Below are 19,264 nucleotides of genomic sequence, written 5' to 3' on the forward strand. Positions count from 1 at the left end.
ATTATCAATTCAAAATTTAAAATTCTTTTTTTGATAGCGCAGCGCGTGCCCGCAGGGTTGGGTAAATCCTGCTCAAACAGGACCGCCGTCCATAAATGTCTATATTTTGAATCCACGATCCAGGAGCAAATCGGGCGCTTGTTGACAATTTTGACCATAAACCCGACTCCTGGTGCGCCCGATGCGTGCACTTTCGGCAATTTTGAGTAAGTGAGCGTGAAGGGGCATACTTTGAATTTTGAATTCCTCCAAAGGAGATCTCCCCTCATTCCCTCAACGCGGGTCTTGAGGTATATTCAGCTGTTGCCCAGAACGGTTATAAACTAAAATATCCCATTGTCCATTTACACTAGACTCAAAAGCAATCCTACTGCCATCAGCACTAATTGTTGGATGACGAACTTCTGCTTGCAGGTTAGCAGTTAAATTCCTTAATTGACGTGTTTCTCTATCATAAAGAAAGATAGCCGAGCGGCCCTGTCTACTTCCTGCAAATACGATATAACGACCACTTTCAGAAACAGCAGGATGAGAACCAACAGTATCAAAGGAATTTAAACCAGGCAAATCTACCAAACTACCAGTTACCCTATCAAACATATAAACATCTTGGCTACCCTGTCGGTCACTCGCAAAAACAATGTATCTTCTTGAAATTTGAGGATCTAATTCCGAAGCAGAGCTATTAAGACTTAGCCCTCCTGGGTCATAAGGATAGTTTACTATGCGTGGGTAACCAACACAGCTACTCAACAAACTAGCTGTAGCAAATATAGGTAAAAAAATAGAGCGTTTCGTCATTACTCAAGAATCAAAAATTATTCACCCAACTCGCTAGCCCCATCACGGAGGTGCGCTTACCGATGCGCCGTTGGGAATATCTAACTCAACATTCGGTCCCCTATCTAAAACTTCAATATCCCACTGACCACGGCTAGCAGTTTCAAAGACAACATAACGCCCATTTGGACTGATACTGGGATTTCTAATCCAGCCAGGATAGATTGGGGTAAGAATTTGCGACTGTTGCGTAGCACGATCATACAACGCCACCACTGGTCTACCTTGGTCGCTGGTCATATACGCAATGTAGCGTCCAGTGTAGCTGAGGCTGGGGCTTTCGACAATTGTCTCCCGTTGGTTTAAGCGCGGTATCTGAATAAACTGTTGCTGCTGTAAATCATACACCAGCAATTGGTGAGTACCATTGCGATTAGAGATATATGCTAAAAAACGACCATTTCCACTCAATGCTGGTTGCCGTTCTGTGTAGCGGCTGTTGAGGGAAGTCGGTCCAACAGGAATATCGCTATAACTACACGATACAAGTAAACTTGCTAATACAAAACTCAAACCCCAAGGAATTTGCCTTTGGAGGCAAAAACTAGGTGTAATTTTTCTCACCTCAACTTTTTTCGTTACGCTTTCACGTTCTTCACTTAATCTTATTTATAGATCATCATCAAAATTCGATGAACTATCTTGCTTTTGATCTGAACGCTCTGGACGTTCTAATGGTTTATATTCTACATAATCGGTAGAAATGACCTCATCATCCTCACGTCCCCTTTGAGGAGCTGATTCACTGGGTGGACGGCGTTTTCTTGGTCTTGGAGGAACATCCTCATCACGAGTTTCTGGACGTACAGCTGGTCCATTGCTACTACGACGTGGAGGTCGTCGTCTTTCTTCAGTCGTGTCGTTACCCCACTCATCAACTGCTCCAGTGGAAGTACCCCAATTTTCATCGTCAAAACTTTCTGAAGGGCGTACAGAACGTCCAGAACTCCGGCGACGGGTTCTGTCAGTTTTGTCACTTGATGTCGGTCTTTCGCTACTATTGCGACGTTCTGAACGACGAGGAGTTTCATCTTCGTAGTAATCATCACGAGATGAACGGTTCTCTCTGCTACCTGAAATTCGACCACGTACGGGACGCTCATCGTAGTCATCATCATAAGGCAGTGGTTCCAACTCAGCGTCTACCTGCGCCTTATACTTCTTGTTGTACCTATAGTTGTCACTGACTTCTCGTTCGTCATCCACAATAGGAGTGTTGCGCTTGGCTTGCTGGGTAGCTATACCCCGTAGGCGAATACTTTCTACCGCAAAAAATATCGTTGAGCCTGCCAAAAGTAACTGACCAAATTGTAAAATTGGGTCAAGACGCCAACCTTGGAATATGAGAATGAAGCCGCAGAGTAAGCCTACAGCAGCAAAAAAGATATCCTGGTCGCGTGAGAGTTCTGGACGCACAGAGCGGAGAAAATAAAGTGCTGCCCCAGCCACAGCCAAGAAAATTCCTAGGATACTGGCTGAGTTTGCCCCAAAATTGACCTGAGCCAGAACACTGGCTGAGTTCAGCCCAAACATTAGCATTGTTGTTTACCCAATATTCAGAATCTATCTTAACCAGTCAGAATTTAAATCTCTACTGTAATTAGACAATTAGACACAATATGCTTTAAAGATACAAAACCGCCGCTCGTGAGAGTGGAGGAACACTTATACATCTTTACATTATGACCCAAAGCTAACAAGTCTGTATGTGTCAGCTTAGTATTAAGTATTTTTTTATAATGAATTGCCCAGAGTTAGCAATTGAGCGCTCTCATGAGCGAACATCCGTTCTACGGTTAGAGACGTGGTATACCACGTCTCTAAAGAACCTCTTAGAAACGCTGAATTTTATCTTTCTGGCTAACAAAAATCAATCCGATTGTGACGGGGATAACAACAATTGCTGCACCCCAAAACAGACTCCAAAGGAAATTTGATAAAGATGCCGTCATAGATTTCAACCTTTTTTTACACACTTTATAACAATTCTAATGGTCTAGTACATTCTTGAGAAGCTATTTATGGCAATGGGAAGTGGTTCAAGGTTCGTGGTTTCTCGCTAGTCGTGCTACTTTGACAACAAGACAATCAATAACTCATGACCAGTATTCTCTATTCCCCTTTTGTGTAACAGTATTTGGTTAAAATTAGAGAAAGGCTTTACAAAGCTTAAAATTTTCTCGTCCTGTTTCAGTTCTCCCCTTTATTCACACAAAAAAGTTAAGCTTAAATCATGACTGGTGCTGATCTTGTGACTTGGATTCTCGGTCCTATATTGGGGCTGATGACATTCCTCTTTATTTTTCGGATTATTCTGACTTGGTATCCCCAAGCTGATTTGAATCGTTTGCCTTTTAATCTGGTAGCTTGGCCTACTGAACCGTTTCTCGTTCCGTTACGAAAAATTGTGCCATCTATGGGCGGGGTAGACATTACCCCGATCATTTGGGTTGGTATCTTCAGTCTCTTACGGGAAATTCTTCTGGGTCAGCAAGGACTGCTGACCATGTTGTCTCGTGTCTAGTAGGGATTTGGACTTGTTAGTTGTTAGTCGTTAGTTGTTAGCCATTGATTGTTAAAACTGACAACTCACCACTAACCTATAAGAAATACTACTCTACTAACGATTTCATCTCTTGTACGAAATTTGTGTAGACTTTCCCCTGCAAAAACTGTGGGTGTTCCATGATTTTTTGATGAAACCCAATAGTCGTGGGTAATCCCGTAATCGCACATTCTCGCAGTGCTCGTTTCATGCGGTTAATCGCAGTGGGACGGTCTGCTCCCCAAACGATTAACTTACCAATAAGGGAGTCGTAGTAAGGAGGAATTTGGTAATCAGTGTAAACATGGGAGTCAATCCGGACTCCGGGACCTCCAGGAGGGAGATAACCACTGATACGTCCGGCGGAGGGACGAAAGTCATGATCAGGATCTTCCGCATTAATACGACATTCAATAGCATGACCGCGTAAGACGACTTGCTCTTGTGTCAGCTTGAGTCTTTCCCCTTGAGCAACACGGATTTGTTCAGCAACCAAATCTATCCCAGTAATCATCTCTGTGACTGGATGTTCAACTTGAATCCGGGTATTCATTTCCATAAAATAGAAGTTACCGGATTTATCCAAGAGAAACTCAATCGTACCTGCCCCACTGTAGTTGATAAACTGGGCAGCTTTGACAGCAGCTTGTCCCATTTTTTCTCGTAAATCTGGATCGAGAGCTGGACTGGGAGCTTCTTCTAAAAGCTTTTGGTTACGGCGTTGAATTGAGCAATCTCGTTCACCTAAGTGGATGACATTTCCATAATTATCAGCCAAGATTTGAAATTCAATATGACGAGGACGCTCAATAAATTTTTCTAGATAAACTCCAGAATTACCAAATGCTGCTCCCGCTTCGCCTTGGGCTGCTTGGAAAGATTTGACAAATTCGCTCTCAGAATGTACCAAGCGCATACCCCGTCCGCCACCGCCAGCTGTCGCTTTAATCATCACTGGGTAGCCAATTTTTCTGGCGATCGGCAAACCTTCTTGCTCTGATTCTATCAACCCATCACTACCTGGTACAGTCGGAACCCCAGCTTTTTGCATCGTTTCTTTCGCAGTGGACTTATCCCCCATCAACCGGATAGCTTCCGGAGATGGACCAATGAAAGCAATATGATGATCAGCACAGATTTCTGCAAACCGAGCATTTTCTGCTAAAAAACCATAACCAGGGTGAATAGCACTAGCATCCCGTATCAATGCTGCTGCAATAATATTGGGAATGTTCAAATAACTCTTACTGCTAGCAGCTTCACCAATGCAAACCGCTTCATCAGCAAGTTGGACGTGCAGAGCATTACGGTCAACAGTCGAGTGTACCGCAACCGTAGCAATCCCCATTTCTTCACAGGCGCGGAGAATGCGAAGCGCGATTTCTCCTCGATTAGCAATTAATATTTTGTCAAACTTCATCTTTTAGTTTTGATATCAGTCCAGTAGATTGACATTGTTCTGACCAATTTGTCCCCTAAAAAATGGGGAGGGTTCCAAGCCCAATGATTGATCGTGGGGACTAGACGCGTATCGTATAAACCCTCCCCATTTTTTTCCGTGTTAGACTCGGTGACGTCAAAATTGAAATTACGCACCAGCCTCATTTCAAATTCTGACTGGAGATTCCCAAAATTCTTTCGAAATAGAAAGATTTGGCTGCTCGCCTGTACGGGTATTAACTAGACTAGCAGCAGCGAGGCGTTGCTAGTTTGGAGTTTAGTTTCCCGATTTTGGCTTTTTCAAGGTACCGTGTACTCTACGCTAGAACAAATTTCTGAGCTGCTGAGGTCGCGATACCTTTAATATCACTTGTGTTGTGACAACATTTCTGTGCGTCGAGTATATCCATCTGTTGATAGTTGTGAAGTCCTGCACTTAAATTTTCTGTAACTTAGGCACCACTGATCGTAAATATTTTTGTTATGCTATAATCTATATTCAGCTAGCGGATGTGGCGGAATTGGTATACGCGCACGTTTGAGGGGCGTGTGGCTTTGCCTTGCGAGTTCGAGTCTCGCCATCCGCATTTTTTAATATTGATTTATATTGAGTGCCGAGTTCTGAGTACTGAAGGGAACTCATTCAAAATTCAAAAAAAAGATCTATTGTTTTGAATTAGATCCTTCACTAGTACACCACGGCATAAATAAACCACCCATTCCAAATCAATGAAACGCTTACGCTGTATTCATTTTGAATTTTGAGATTGCTTCGCTAGCCCCTTTGGGGGCCGGAGCTAACGCTCAGGACGCTACGCGATGCGTGAATTCCGCCTTGCGGTACTAGCCCCTTTGGGGGCCGGAGCTAACACTCAGGACGCTACGCGATGCGTGAATTTTGAATTAAGCGAAGGGGTGACTTGTGCTTTAATATAAATCAGTGAAGTTTTGTAAAGAACCTTGACTGCGACTTTTACGCTGACAAACAACTTAACATTACCAACGGGATGGCACCGCCTCACTGCAACTTGGCAAGGTGGCGAAGAAGTCATTCAACAAAGTTTACCCCACACTCAGCTAGCACCAACTTGGCGATTGCTGCTTTTGGGTGACGGTTCTCCAACGAGACACCTACAGTTGCTGACGGGCGAACCGACAGAAGTAGATGTCATCGATATGTCATTAATTGGGATGGACTTGGATGGCGCACCAGAACAGATTAAAGCTGTCCCAGGGCCAAGGCTACGGCGACAGGTTTGGCTGCGTACCGCCTCTGGTCAACGATTGGCATATGCTACCTCATGGTGGGAAGCAACTCAAGTGGATGAGTATTTGCAAAACCGTTCATTACCTATTTGGGTAAGTTTAGCTCGTCTGCGCACAGAGTTGTATCGGGATGTTCAAGGGATTTATTACGGTCACTCGGATGCTTTGGAGTCAGGTTTTGATGAAACTGGACCTTTTTGGGGTCGCCACTACTTGTTTTGGCATCACGGACAGCCTCTAACCTTAATTTATGAGGTGTTCTCACCTTACTTGACGAAATATTTAGGACCAATGCAGCTAAGTTCAATCAATGCTGAAGTTTAGTCCAAAATTTTGTAGTGTGGTGTAGCAAAAATTTCTTTTTGCTACACAAACAAAATTTTCCATCCATCTGTGCTGACTTCCCTATCCTGCTTTCTTGAGGATTACAGCCCCAACTCCTCTGGAAAACCCAACATGATGTTTAAGTTTTGTAGGGCAGCTCCTGATGCGCCTTTGCCTAAATTGTCGAGGCGAGCAACTAGCAGCGCTTCGTGGGTTGTATCATTGGCGAAGACGAAAATTTGAACAATATTGGTGCCATTCATTGCCATCACGTCTAGGAATTTTCCATCTCGTAGAAGAGTGGAGTCTTGGAATGGAGCGATTTGTACAAATTTTTCACCTTGGTAGTAGTCAGCGATCGCCTGATGAATCACCTCACCAGATGGTGGATGATCCAAAGTCCACAGTGGTAAGGGTATCTGTACCAGCATCCCCTGCTCAAAATCTCCCACAGCTGGTACAAACAAGGGCGGCGATGCTAATTCTGAGTACTGATGCATTTCCTTAACGTGCTTGTGCCCAAACTGTGTACTGTAGATGCCATAGGGATAAAGTGATGTTGCACCGGCTTGCTGATCGTGGAAAGCGTGGTAATCTTTGATCAGATTTTTTCCGCCACCAGAGTACCCAGATACCGCGTTAATGGTTATGGGAAAGTGACTAGGAAGGAGTCCTTTGGCTATCAACGGACGGATACAAGCTAAAAATCCTGTGGGATAACAGCCCGGAACACTAACAAACTGGGCGCTGGCAATTTTCTCTCTTTGTCCGGGAATGAGTTCAGGAAAGCCATAAACCCAACCCTCAGCCGTTCGATGGGCAGTACTAGCATCAAGGATTTTAACCTGATCACTGCGGACAAAGCTCACAGCTTCACGAGCTGCGTCATCCGGTAGACAAAGAATAGCAACATCCACAGTATTGATCAGTTTCGCTCGCTCAGCTGAATCCTTGCGTCGAGATGCCTCAATGTTAACTAACTCGATGTCATCGCGTTGGTTGAGGCGCGAGTAAATTTGTAAGCCTGTGGTTCCCGATTCCCCATCAATGAAAATCTTAGGTTTAGTTATCATGTGTGTAAGTTTCCAGAAACCGTGACACGATTTTCATCACGTTGCAAGTTTAGTGTGCTGTTTTGCGTAGATGATACTCTTAGTTGGGTTTGCACGCATGTTATCATATCAAGCTTGCAAACTAAAGTTTGTTCTTGACTATGCTCCCCAGTTTTAAAGACACCGGATCTTCAACCTCATCTTTTGTAATAAAGAACCCTACAAGAAAGGAAACCTTTTGGTTCACTATAGTAACAAGTTATGATGGTTTCGCAAGAATGAGGTATTGGTTTCAATAGCACTACCGCTTGTGTCTAGTCCGATGAAGAAAAAAAAGAAACCGTCTCTAGTCCTGACACTCTCGTTTGCTGGGTTATTGATTTGTACAGGGAGTGCAGCGTACTGGCTGTTGACTCAGGGAAAGTCATCTTCTCAAGAGTTACTACCTGGTGCGAATATTATTCCCCAAGATGCTCTGTTTGCAGTTTCTCTAAGCACTGATTCAGGACAATGGGAAAAATTGCGAGAGTTTGGCACAAAAGAAACTCAAAGCTTACTGGATAAAAATTTAGTGCAGTTGCGCGATCGCTTCTTAACAAATAATGGTTATGACTTCCAGAAAGATATCAGTCCTTGGGTTGGCAATCAAGTCACAATCGCAATTCTTGCCCCAAACGCGAGTAAACCACCATCAAAGCCGATTGCAACGAATGGAGAAATAACGGGCAATGAGCAGTCAATGGTGATGATTTTGCCAGTCAAAAATATAGAACGAGCGAGCAGTATTCTAGCACAACCGAAAGCAGCTAAAGGTGACAAATGGATTGACCGTACTTACCAGAATGTTGTTATTAAAGAAACTGAGGGGCAAGTTGGAGAAAAATTGTCAGCAGCCCTGTTGGACAAACGTTTTCTTGTGATCACTGATAATCCCAAAACGACAGAACGAGCAATTGATGCATACAAAAGTCAATCGTCCTTGGTGACAAGTGCGGGTTTTGCAGAGAATTTCCCAAAAGTTTCTCATTACCAACCGTTTGCTCAATTTTATGTAAATGTCCCTTACGCTGCTAGAATAGCCGCTAAATCTCCAAACCGTGCTTTACCTGCTCAAGTTCTGAGTCAACTTCAGAATAACCAAGCCATAGCAGGAACAATGACTTTGGAGTCACAAGGAATTCGGTTAAAAAGTGTTTCTTGGCTGAATCCGAACAGTCAGCGGTTGTTAGCAATGGAAAACAAAGCAGGGAAAATGCAAAACCGCTTACCAACAGAAACCTTAATGATGGTGTCTGGCCAAAACTTACAACAGTTTTGGGCTGATTATGTCTCAACTTCTCAAGGAAATCCTTACTCACCAGTGATGCCAGAACAACTGCGTAATGGTGTCAAATCCCTTACAAGTCTGGATTTAGACCGAGATTTGCTCAGTTGGATGCGAGGAGAATTTTCTGTCTCAGTGATTCCAAATACTCCCAAAGAAGGTTTGCCAGACAATTTTCGTGCAGCGTTGGTTTTCATGGTACAGGCAAGCGATCGCACTCGTGCTGAAACTGCTCTCAAACAGCTTGATGAAGTCATGAAAACTCAATACCAATTCCAGATACAATACACAACAGTTAATAATAAACCTGTTGTCAACTGGGTGGCACCTTTTGGAACTTTAACCGCGACTCATGGCTGGTTAGATGAAGATGTCGCTTTCTTAGCGCTTGGTGCGCCTGTCACTGATACAATAGTTCCTAGACCAAATAACACTTTAGCCAGCACTGCCTTATTCCAAAATACAGTTCCACGAGAACTCAATCCTACCAATGGTCAGTTTTTCTTGGATGTAGAACATACGGCGAAAAATTTTCCCCTGCCAAGCTTTTTACCGAATCAACGCATGTTGCTAAACGCCACACGCTCAATCGGAGTCAGCGCTGCTGTGAGTGATAGCCGCAGTACTCGCTATGACATTTTTTTATCACTTCAAAAAGCTGGAAAACCAGAACCCTTACCAAGTCCGGTAAATAAATGATCAACTATGGAATTTTGAGCATTCACAATTCATAATTACCAGTTCCTTTAAAACGGATAGGATCGTAACAATCAGAATCTATAATACATTGACTGGAGATTACGTTAATTATGAATTTGGTTGCACTCCAGAACTGGTTAGATAATGCTTCGTTTGCAATTTTGTTTGTGACGATGCTGGTTTATTGGGGTGGGGCGGCTTTTCCAAATTTGCCTGCAACTGTTGTGGGTACGGCTGGAATGGCGATCGCCAATTTGTGCATAGCTACCTTACTAGGAGCAAGATGGCTAGAAGCTGGGTATTTTCCTCTGAGTAATTTGTATGAATCTCTATTCTTCTTAGCTTGGGGAATAACGAGTGTCCATCTGATTGCTGAAAATACAAGTCGTAGTCGCTTAGTGGGAGTCGTCACTGCACCTGTGGCGATGGGTATCACTGCTTTTGCCACCCTCACCTTACCATCACAAATGCAAGTCGCAGAACCCTTAGTACCTGCGCTGAAATCTAATTGGCTGATGATGCACGTCAGTGTGATGATGTTAAGTTATGCAGCTTTAATGGTGGGTTCACTAGTGGCGATCGCCTTCCTTGTTGTCACCAGTGGTCAAGAAATCCAATTACAAGGGAGTTCTGTCGGTACTGGTGGATATCGCAGCAACGGCTATCGCTTGCACAAAGCCACTGAGTTAAGTACTCAATCATCGACAGCTGCTGGTGACAATAACGGTTTCGCTCGTATAGAAAGCAACAACAACGGCAAAACTGCTGTTTTGGATTTAGTCACAGCCACTCAATCTCAAGCGATCACAAAAGCAGAACCTCTTTCACCTCAGCGTCTAAGCCTTGCCGAAACTCTAGACAACATCAGCTATCGTATTATCGGATTAGGATTTCCCCTCCTGACTATTGGTATCATTGCTGGTGCCGTTTGGGCGAATGAAGCTTGGGGGTCTTATTGGAGTTGGGATCCCAAGGAAACCTGGGCACTGATTACCTGGTTAGTCTTTGCGGCTTATCTTCATGCTCGCATCACTCGTGGTTGGCAAGGGCGTCGTCCTGCAATTTTAGCCGCCAGTGGCTTTGTTGTTGTTTGGATTTGCTACCTAGGAGTGAATTTGTTGGGTAAGGGTTTACATTCATACGGTTGGTTCTTTTAAACACTTTACTTTCTACCCCTTTTTACTTGTACAAAGGGGGTAGTTAGGCAAATTTCAAATTTCCCACAATAGGAGGGATGTTGCATTTACGACGTGGCAATCTGGCGTATTGCGCTTGTCACAGGTTGATCGACAGAAAAATCAGGAAGCGATGGGCGGCAAAATTGTGTTATTACAATAGTATTACTATCACTAACAATATCATTGATTATGTACACACTAAAAGTTCGTAGAGTGGGAAATTCTCTAGGAACAACTCTACCTAAAGAAATTTTGCAAAAGCTAAGGGTTAGCGAAGGAGATAGCATATTCGTGACTGAAACTGCTGACGGGGTTTACCTTACTGCTTCCAACCCTAACTTTGAAAAAGCTATGGAGGCATACAAAAAAGTAAGCACTAAGTACAGAAATGCACTGCGCGAGTTGGCTAAGTGAATGAACCATTTTGGTTGGAAGAGGCGATGATTAGAGCTATGCATGCTGATCAGCTTGATCAGCATGGTGGTTTATCTGGTAGCAAAGACAACTTAATCGGAGCAACCTTAGCCAGACCAAAAAACTTATTTGCTTACGGCCAACCAACGCCTACAATATTTGAGTTAGCAGCCGCGTACTGTTACGGGTTTGCAAAAAACCACGCTTTTGTAGATGGTAATAAAAGGGTAGCTTTTGTAGCAATGGCTATCTTTATGGAATTAAACGGCTATTCGTTTGATGCTCCAGAGGTGGAAGTCGTTATGATGATAGAGCGATTAGCCTCTAACGAAGAAACTCAGGAATCGATAGCAGGGTGGATACAAGAAAACTCAATGAAGTACTGACGACAAAACATTTGTTTTTACCTAATTCCGAGAGAAGGCGATCGCCATAATCTTTGATTTGGCGACGAGGACGCCAGATACCTACGGAGGGAAACCCTCCTGGGCGTACTGGCTCATGAATCGAGGGTCAAAAAGGAGACGCACTCCAACTAATTTTCTGCGATGCAGAAAAAAGGCGGGGTGCAGTCTCCTTTTTGACAATCTCTATGGACGCTTGACTATTCAATGTGCTACAATTACGTCAATGAGTCTAACGTAAAGATGCTGGTATTTGAGGCAAAATTGGAAGGAACAAAAGAGCAGTATGGAAAGCTGGATGAAGCTATCCGTACCGCTAGGTTTGTTCGGAACAGTTGCATCAGATACTGGATGGATAACAAGGATATTGGCAGATATGAGTTGAGCGCCTATTGCGCTGTTCTTGCCAAAGAATTTGAATGGGCAAACAACCTCAACTCTATGGCGAGACAGGCTAGCGCTGAGAGAGCTTGGTCTGCTATCTCTCGTTTCTACGATGCGTGCAAAAAGAATAAACCAGGAAAGAAAGGATATCCCCGATTTAAGAAAGAACAAACCCACGGCAGTGTTGAGTACAAGACTAGTGGGTGGGTGCTCTCCAGTGACAGGCGCTATATCACTTTTTCCGATGGTTTTGAAGCAGGAACCTTCAAGATGTGGGGAACCCGCGATTTGCATTTCTACCAGTTGAAGCAATTTAAACGTGTTCGTGTCGTTCGTCGTGCAGACGGCTATTATTGCCAGTTTTGCATTGACCAGGAACGGCAGGAGAAACGGGAACCTACGCTTAAGACTGTTGGAATCGACGTGGGGTTGAATCATTTTTACACAGATTCTGACGGGCAGACAGTTGCAAATCCACGTCATCTGCGTAAAAGCGAAAAGTCTTTGAAGCGGTTTTCTCGCTGTATGTCAAAGACCCAAAAAGGTTCAAAAAACAGAGCCAAATTTAGAAACAAGCTTGCTCGTAAGCATCTTAAGGTAAGTCGCCAGCGTAAAGATTTTGCCATCAAAACAGCAAGATGCGTAGTGATGTCTAACGACCTCGTGGCGTATGTTAGCGAAGCGGCGCGTCAGCGCGGACTTGAAGGTGCGAAATATGGTTCGCCAGCGCGTTGGGCGGGTTCCCCGACTTGAAGCGACCTGCGTTCCCGTAAGGGTGAAGAATCGACATCTCGCCAAATCAATCTCTGACGCAGCATGGACTCAGTTTCGAGAATGGGTTGAATATTTTGGCAAGGTTTTTGGAGTGGTCACAGTAGCTGTACTACCTCACTATACAAGCCAAAACTGTTCCAATTGTGGGAAGGTTGTCAAAAAAACATTGTCAACCAGAACGCATACTTGCCCTCATTGTGGGCATACCCAAGACAGAGACTGGAATGCTGCACGAAACATACTAGAAAAGGCACTACGTACGGCGGGTCACGTCGGAACTAAGGACACTGCGTTGGGCGGCTCTGCCGACTTGTAGCATGTGTCCGGTACGCCTCTGGAGAGACTGACCAATACTTGGGAGAGGAAACTCCTCCAAGCAAGTCAACTCGCGGAAAGAGGAAACCCAAGAAGTGATTCTTGGAATCCCCCGCTCTACCTGTACTCAGGTCAGCGGCGGGAGGATGTCAAGTCTTTGTCTAAACTTTCATATCCAACGTACGCACCAAAAAAGCCCACTTATCTGCAGTTTCCTCAATCATCTTTGTTGTCGGTTTACCAGCACCATGTCCGGCTTTTGTCTCAATTCTAATGAGTACTGGCGCATCACCATTGTGAGCAGCTTGCAAAGCAGCGGCAAATTTAAAACTATGTGCAGGAACAACGCGATCATCATGATCGGCTGTGGTAATCATTGTTGCTGGGTATGCTGTACCCGGTTTGAGGTTGTGCAGTGGTGAATAAGTATACAGTGTTTTGAAATCTTGCTGGTTGTCTGGCGAGCCATATTCAGAAGTCCAAGCCCAACCAATGGTAAACTTATGGAAGCGCAACATATCCATCACACCTACAGATGGTAAAGCCGCAGCAAATAAATCGGGACGCTGGATGATGCAAGCACCCACGAGTAATCCTCCGTTGCTTCCACCGGCGATCGCCAACTTCGCAGATTTTGTATAACCGTTGCCAATCAGCCACTCAGCAGCAGCGATGAAGTCATCAAACACATTCTGCTTGTTCGACTTCATACCTGCTTGATGCCATTCTTCGCCATACTCACCGCCACCACGTAAGTTAGCCACAGCATGCACACCACCCATTTCCATCCATACCAAGCTACCGACAGAAAAGTTAGGGGTTATAGAGATGTTAAAACCACCATAACCTGATAGTAAGGTGGGGTTATTTCCATCTAATTTCATTCCCTTCTTGTAGGTAATAAACATTGGCACTTTCGTACCATCTTTACTGGTATAAAAAACTTGCTTTGTCTCGTAATCTTCCGCCTTAAAAGCGACCTTTGGCTGACGGAATACAGTGCTCTTTCCGCTTACCATGTCGTAGCGATAGATAGTTCCTGGTGTGTTATAGCTGGTAAAATTGTAGAAAGTCTCGGTATTATTTCGCTTGCCATTAAAGCCACCGACAGAACCGAGTCCTGGTAATTTGATCTCACGTAAAAATTTGCCATTGAAATCAAAAATCTTAATTTGACTATGAGCATCTTGAAGATAATCAGCGACAAATTGGTTATTAATTGTACTCAAACCTTCTAAAGTTTCCTTCGCTTGAGGAATGATTTCTCTCCAGTTTTCTGGCGCTGGATTTTGAGTATCAATAGCAATCAATCGTCCTCTTGGCGCATCTGAATCAGTACGAAAATAGAAGATGCTACCGTCATGGTCAATAAAGTTAAAACTTGACTCAAATTCCTGAATAAGTTCTACAACTTCCGCTTTTGGATTCGTCAAATCTTTATATAAAATTAAATTTCTAGGGTCAGTTCCTTTCCATACAGAAATGATGAGGTAACGTCCATCTTCTGTGACATCGCCATCAAATCCCCATTCTTTCTGGTTTGGACGATTGTAAATCAGTAAGTCTTCTGATTGGGGTGTTCCCAGTTTGTGGTAGTACAGCTTTTGGTAATAGTTGACATCTTCTAATTTGGTTTTTTCATTTGGCTCATCATAGCGACTGTAGAAAAATCCTTTGCTATCATTTGTCCAAGATGCACGAGAAAATTTAATCCACTTCAAGTGGTCTTTAAGGTCTTTACCTGTTTCAATATCTCTAACTTTCCACTCTTGCCAATCAGAACCAGCAGTGGATAAACCATATGCTAAAAAATGACCATCTTCACTAATAGCTGTTCCTGAAAGGGCAACAGTTCCATCTTCTGAAAGGGTATTTGGATCAAGTAAAACTGTTGGTTCATCATTAAGGGTTTTGAGAGTGTACAAGACACTTTGATTTTGCAACCCGTTGTTTTTAAAATAAAAGTAACGGTTACCTTCTTTGAAAGGAACACTATATTTTTCGTAATCCCATAATTTCGTGAGACGCTGCTTAATTTTTTCTCTTGCAGCAATCTCCTGAAGATACCCAAAAGTCACTTTATTTTGTGCTTCAATCCAACTCTTCGTTTCCACCGAGTCAGGATTTTCTAGAGGGCGGTAAGGGTCTGTTACTAAAGTACCGTGGTAGTTATCTACTTGATCGTTCTTGGGACTAGTTGGATAACTCAAGTTTTTTTGATAAGACATAGTTTGAGGTAAAAAGGGGACTTTTACAGAGTGCAGAGGTTGCTCCTCAGTCATGCCATTTTGGATTGATGAATACCCGTGAGAATAAGTTTTGACAACTGGAATACTAGGAGTTAGTAAGCACCTACATATAATGATAGTTGCCAGTAAGGTAAACAAAAATCGCGCTCGTGTAATCATCTGTCATGAATCATGAGTTAGCCTTGTGTTAGCTAAGGCTAGCACACCAAATTGCACGCAAGGGTAGACGAATGGTGAAAATGGTTCCTTTGCCTACTGTGGACTCAATGTTAATTTTTCCTTGCATTTGACTTACTTTCGCAAGAACGACATCCAAACCAGTAGCACAACCTGTTAATTCACCTTCTTGTTGTTTGGTACAAAAACCTGGTATGAACAGTAAATCGTAAACATCATGTTCAGACAAGCTTTGAACTTGTTCTGGCGTCATGATGCCTATCTTAATAGCTTTTGACTTGACTGCTTCTATGTCAATACCTGCGCCATCATCAGTCACAGAAATGATGGTTTGATGACTTTGATGGAATGCGCGCACAGTAATGACTCCCACTGGTGGTTTACCAATGGCTTGTCGTACGTCTGGTGTTTCGATACCGTGGGCGATCGCATTCTTGAGTAAATGAGTGAGTGGGCTTTTGAGATGCTCTAAAATCACTTTATCTATCAAAGTTTCCCCACCTTCGAGCACGAGTTGCGCTTGTTTTCCAAATTTGATAGCGCTTTCGCGCACTCCTCGCTCTAAACGAGTGCTGACTTCAGAAAATGGCTCCATTTGCGATCGCATTATCCCTTCTTGCAGCGCTTGAGTCACCTGACGGAGCTGTTGCGCAACTCGCTCGGTATCTTCTTTGACAAAATTAATATCACTGGTTGCTTCACGCACCCGTACAAGAAGTTCAATCATTTCTTGCGACAGGGTATGAAAAGGAGTCAATTGCTCGATTTCTAATTCAGTAAAACCCGTGTCTGTATCTTGAGCTTGCACAGATGCTTCTTGTTGCGATCGCTCATACAGTTCCTGCATCCTCATCCCAACATCATTCAATTGCTGCATCTGATGCAATAAGTTATCTAGAAACTGTCGCAGACGTTCTTGATCTTGTTCTAACGTGTTGCGATTCACGACTAATTCTCCCACTAAATGACTGAGGTCATCCAGATTCTTAACAGGAATTTTTATAAGTTGTTCAAAATTGGGAGTGCGAGAGACGAAGGGACTAAGAGGTAAATCTCGCTTGTCTGTATTTGATGTGACTTGGTTTGATACTGCACTGGATAGTTTCGCTTGGGCGGTTGTTTCTGGTTTTAATCCAGCATTGACATCTGATGTAACTTCCTGACTTAGTAACTCATATAACTCAGAGAACTCATCATTGAAGGAGGTGTCAACTTCTTGAGTCAATTCCTCCTCTGAAGACATTGCTTTTGTTGCTAAGAAATCTTGATTGAAATCAAATTCTAAATCTCGTTGTAAAGAATTATCTGTGGAATCAAAATCTGTTGGTGAGAAAGTTTCTGGTTCGTCTAGAATATCTAAGTCTACCTGTGAAGACTCAGCAGTCACTTTCAAATTGAAATTATCTTGAGGTTCTATCAATAGCGAATGATTAATCAAATTCTGCTGTTGCTCGGCAAATGCTTCAGTTCTTGAAGGCGAAGTCGTAAATTCTGGAGTTAATTCTAGAGTTTCTGGCTGTTGCGAAAAAAGACTCTTCTTTGTATTGGATATTAGCCTATAGTAAGCTGTACCTTCGGCATCTATAGTAGTCTCAATAGAAGAAGGAATTGTTGGATTTGATGTGAGATTTTGAAAGAAATCCTCATCATCTGATGAAAATAACAAATTAAAATCTTCTTCTTCTAATGAAAAATTGACTTCAGAATCTTCCAAGCTCAAACTATCTAAGGTAGAATTCTGGGACTGAGCAACATCATCAAAAATTTCCTCTACAGCGTTAGCCAACAAAATTTCTTCTAACTCACTTGCTGTATTTTGTTGATGGACAGGAGAAAATTCGCCCTTTTCTCTCTTAACTTCCGGTTCCCAGAAGTCATTCAAATCTTCTGTTTCAGGCAGTACAGTCAATAAATCAGCAGATTTTGAGTGGTTTCCAGGTATGGTGATTCTATTATTTTTTTCTGCTTTGGTAAAGAGTTCTCCTAAAGTCGAGATTTTCTCTTTATATAGTACAGTGATGAATTCGGCTTTAGCAGTTTTTAAAAACAAATCATCCAAGTTAGTTTCTTGATTTTTGGAAAGCTCAAGATTTTGAATACTCTCTGTTTGTCTTTGATTGATTTCATTTGTGGGTAAGAGTTGCTTTTCATCCAGTACCAGTTCTAATAAACTACTTATTTGATCTTGTATTTTTTCGCTGGCATCAATGAACTGTTCTGAACTGTTTTGTGTGAGTTCTGTTGTCTGTTGTGGTTTTGTTATCTGATCGCTACTTAATCCGATTTTATTTTCTAAGAAATCATCAGAAACATGAAGAGTCATATCTTCTGTAGTGCTGACGACTTTGTGCTTATCAGTAATCGTTTCTTCAATGATGACAGTTTCCAAATTATTATCAGTTTTTTCAGTTTGACTGTTACTTAAAATGATTTCTATTTTTTCCTCGGCACTCATGTCTAAAATTTCTTGTTTGTCCTGCGTTCCAGATAAGTCTGAACTTTCACTTTCAAACGAATCAGCTAAAAGATTTAACTCTGTGACTTTTACCTCTGAGTTATTTGTATTTGTACGACTAGAAGTTAGAGGTTCGTTGTCATTGCTATTAAATGGCTCGAAGAACTCGGAGAAATTAGTAAATTTCTCTGGCGACTCAATATCTAAAACTTCTGTATAAACAACATTATCTACTGTTTGTGGAATGTCTTTTTGAGTTACAAAATGGGAAGTGCTATAAGATGCTGAAATCTCCAACTCATCTGCTAAATCCAAGGGAATTTCTAACAATTCAATTGCTGATTCTACGCTAACCAGTGCTTGCAGTTGCTGACTAATAGTCACTTCAGCTTCTCTACCAGTACTGGCTAATTCTAGAGCCTGTTTAATATCTGTAATAACGATTTTAGCAAGAGTGAGATATGTGTTTTCCGGATGAGCGATCGCACTTCCTGCTGTTCGACACAAATTAGACCAGTTAAACCAATTAAATTCTTCACCAAGTTCGACTAAAAAAGCGCAACACTCATAAAGTCTTTGGCGCGTTTCGGGTGTTGCGGTTTGTTTAAACAGTTGCAACATTTCCCGTAGTGTCCGGATAACTTGACTTTTCAGAGTTTGTAAATTTTGCCAACTCTCGCTTTTTTGTGGTAGAGGTTTTGCTGAAGTGACAGAAGAAGTTTTTGGTAATATATTGGTATTTTCTGTTATGTCTGTGCTACTTTGTTGTACAAGTAACTCTAAATGTTCGTGTAACCATTTGAAGACAGGTTCAGTTTCTAACATTAAGGTCTCCAGCATTTCTTCAGTAAGACCAGAAGGTTCGGTGCAATTTTCTATCAACTCTTTTAAGGTATCAGATACACCAAGAAACAAAGATTCTAATTTTCGGTCAACTTTAATTGGATGCTCTTTGAGAACTTTAAAACAATCTTCCAAACGGTGAACTATGTGCTGAATGTGACTCAGACCAAGCATTTCTCCTCTTTCCTTAATAGAGTGAACTGCCCGAATAACTTCGTTCATCATTTCCGGGTTGTCAAGAGTCCTCTGTAGATTCAGCAGCCCTTGTTCTATTGTATTGAGGTGGTCTTTTGCTTCCTCAATAAAGTCACCCAAAATGTGCTGTTGTTGTTCTGGAAGCATAGTTTTTAGCCATTGGTCCTGATATAGAGGTTTCTAATTAGAACATTTCCTAATAATGTACTTACAAGTATTTACTGTATTATTCTCTTCTTTGTTTTGTATAAAATAATTCTCTTCCTTAATTTCTTAAATATTGACCAAAGAAGTGGTTAGGAGTCAGTTTGAGGTGAGTGTGCGAGTGGTGAACCAGTGCTACGGGCATGAGAGTAAACTTTGAAAGCTTTGAGAGATTGGCTAAT

At 42.5% G+C, this 19,264-nt stretch carries 14 protein-coding genes, 1 tRNA gene and 1 pseudogene; 8 read left to right on the forward strand and 8 right to left on the reverse strand.

The features are described 5' to 3' along the window. Nucleotides 1-273 precede the first annotated feature (273 nt). The 4 genes from DP117_RS20955 to DP117_RS20970 form a co-directional block, all read right to left on the reverse strand. Nucleotides 274-801, reverse strand: coding sequence for a PD40 domain-containing protein (locus DP117_RS20955; RefSeq protein WP_169220190.1), 528 nt, complete (start codon nt 799-801; stop codon nt 274-276). 42 nt (nt 802-843) lie between these two features. Continuing rightward, the gene (locus DP117_RS20960) at nt 844-1,404 is read right to left on the reverse strand and encodes a PD40 domain-containing protein (RefSeq protein ID WP_169220191.1); all 561 of its coding nucleotides are present in this window, start codon (nt 1,402-1,404) and stop codon (nt 844-846) included. Nucleotides 1,405-1,449: 45 nt separating this feature from the next. Beyond that, nucleotides 1,450-2,379: a Ycf66 family protein gene (locus tag DP117_RS20965; protein ID WP_169220192.1), complete on the reverse strand. Its 930-nt coding sequence runs from the start codon at nt 2,377-2,379 to the stop codon at nt 1,450-1,452. A 293-nt stretch (nt 2,380-2,672) separates the two neighbouring features. After that, complete coding sequence (locus DP117_RS20970) at nt 2,673-2,792, reverse strand: photosystem II reaction center X protein (RefSeq protein WP_169220193.1); 120 nt, start codon at nt 2,790-2,792, stop codon at nt 2,673-2,675. Between the two features lie 281 nt (nt 2,793-3,073). Between DP117_RS20970 and DP117_RS20975 the strand changes: the two genes are divergently transcribed. Then, nucleotides 3,074-3,364, forward strand: coding sequence for a YggT family protein (locus DP117_RS20975; protein WP_169220194.1), 291 nt, complete (start codon nt 3,074-3,076; stop codon nt 3,362-3,364). Between the two features lie 88 nt (nt 3,365-3,452). Here DP117_RS20975 and accC read toward each other — a convergent pair whose 3' ends face one another. Then, nucleotides 3,453-4,805 (reverse strand): acetyl-CoA carboxylase biotin carboxylase subunit, encoded by a 1,353-nt coding sequence (accC, locus tag DP117_RS20980; RefSeq protein ID WP_169220195.1) that lies wholly within the window; start codon nt 4,803-4,805, stop codon nt 3,453-3,455. 526 nt (nt 4,806-5,331) lie between these two features. On the opposite strand from accC, the gene DP117_RS20985 reads away from it, so the two are divergent. Together DP117_RS20985 and DP117_RS20990 are read left to right on the forward strand one after the other, a co-directional pair. Next, nucleotides 5,332-5,412 (forward strand) — tRNA-Leu (locus DP117_RS20985). A 373-nt stretch (nt 5,413-5,785) separates the two neighbouring features. Further along, a complete protein-coding gene (locus DP117_RS20990; protein ID WP_169220196.1) occupies nt 5,786-6,415 on the forward strand; it encodes a chorismate lyase in 630 nt (209 codons plus the stop codon). Nucleotides 6,416-6,516: 101 nt separating this feature from the next. Here DP117_RS20990 and argC read toward each other — a convergent pair whose 3' ends face one another. After that, entirely contained in the window at nt 6,517-7,485 is a 969-nt protein-coding gene (argC, locus tag DP117_RS20995) for an N-acetyl-gamma-glutamyl-phosphate reductase (RefSeq protein ID WP_169220209.1), read from the reverse strand. 277 nt (nt 7,486-7,762) lie between these two features. On the opposite strand from argC, the gene DP117_RS21000 reads away from it, so the two are divergent. From DP117_RS21000 to DP117_RS21020, 5 genes and pseudogenes are all read left to right on the forward strand, one after another. Beyond that, entirely contained in the window at nt 7,763-9,490 is a 1,728-nt protein-coding gene (locus DP117_RS21000; RefSeq protein WP_339381348.1) for a DUF3352 domain-containing protein, read from the forward strand. A gap of 110 nt (nt 9,491-9,600) precedes the next feature. Further along, complete coding sequence (gene ccsB / locus DP117_RS21005) at nt 9,601-10,647, forward strand: c-type cytochrome biogenesis protein CcsB (protein WP_169220198.1); 1,047 nt, start codon at nt 9,601-9,603, stop codon at nt 10,645-10,647. Nucleotides 10,648-10,857: 210 nt separating this feature from the next. Next, nucleotides 10,858-11,082, forward strand: coding sequence for an AbrB/MazE/SpoVT family DNA-binding domain-containing protein (locus DP117_RS21010; RefSeq protein ID WP_169220199.1), 225 nt, complete (start codon nt 10,858-10,860; stop codon nt 11,080-11,082). Beyond that, nucleotides 11,079-11,468, forward strand: a complete 390-nt coding sequence (locus tag DP117_RS21015) for a type II toxin-antitoxin system death-on-curing family toxin (RefSeq protein WP_169220200.1) — start codon at nt 11,079-11,081, stop codon at nt 11,466-11,468. Before DP117_RS21010 ends, DP117_RS21015 begins: the two co-directional genes overlap by 4 nt. A gap of 261 nt (nt 11,469-11,729) precedes the next feature. Beyond that, a pseudogene (locus DP117_RS21020) lies at nt 11,730-13,058 on the forward strand (transposase). A 62-nt stretch (nt 13,059-13,120) separates the two neighbouring features. Here the strand turns inward: DP117_RS21020 and DP117_RS21025 are convergent. Further along, complete coding sequence (locus DP117_RS21025) at nt 13,121-15,187, reverse strand: prolyl oligopeptidase family serine peptidase (RefSeq protein ID WP_169220210.1); 2,067 nt, start codon at nt 15,185-15,187, stop codon at nt 13,121-13,123. Between the two features lie 208 nt (nt 15,188-15,395). Next, a complete protein-coding gene (locus DP117_RS21030; protein ID WP_169220201.1) occupies nt 15,396-19,025 on the reverse strand; it encodes an ATP-binding protein in 3,630 nt (1,209 codons plus the stop codon). Between the last annotated feature and the right edge of the window lie 239 nt (nt 19,026-19,264).

The organism is Brasilonema sp. UFV-L1 (assembly GCF_012912105.1).
Classification (GTDB): Bacteria; Cyanobacteriota; Cyanobacteriia; order Cyanobacteriales; family Nostocaceae; genus Brasilonema.

What these genes read in the sequence shown, in the direction of transcription:
- DP117_RS20955 (WP_169220190.1), bottom strand. Translation starts at nt 801, where the DNA reads ATGACGAAACGCTCTATTTTTTTACCTATATTTGCTACAGCTAGTTTG.
- DP117_RS20965 (WP_169220192.1), bottom strand. Translation starts at nt 2,379, where the DNA reads ATGCTAATGTTTGGGCTGAACTCAGCCAGTGTTCTGGCTCAGGTCAAT.
- DP117_RS20970 (WP_169220193.1), bottom strand. Translation starts at nt 2,792, where the DNA reads ATGACGGCATCTTTATCAAATTTCCTTTGGAGTCTGTTTTGGGGTGCA.
- DP117_RS20975 (WP_169220194.1), top strand. Translation starts at nt 3,074, where the DNA reads ATGACTGGTGCTGATCTTGTGACTTGGATTCTCGGTCCTATATTGGGG.
- accC (WP_169220195.1), bottom strand. Translation starts at nt 4,805, where the DNA reads ATGAAGTTTGACAAAATATTAATTGCTAATCGAGGAGAAATCGCGCTT.
- ccsB (WP_169220198.1), top strand. Translation starts at nt 9,601, where the DNA reads ATGAATTTGGTTGCACTCCAGAACTGGTTAGATAATGCTTCGTTTGCA.
- DP117_RS21010 (WP_169220199.1), top strand. Translation starts at nt 10,858, where the DNA reads ATGTACACACTAAAAGTTCGTAGAGTGGGAAATTCTCTAGGAACAACT.
- DP117_RS21025 (WP_169220210.1), bottom strand. Translation starts at nt 15,187, where the DNA reads ATGTCTTATCAAAAAAACTTGAGTTATCCAACTAGTCCCAAGAACGAT.
- DP117_RS21030 (WP_169220201.1), bottom strand. Translation starts at nt 19,025, where the DNA reads ATGCTTCCAGAACAACAACAGCACATTTTGGGTGACTTTATTGAGGAA.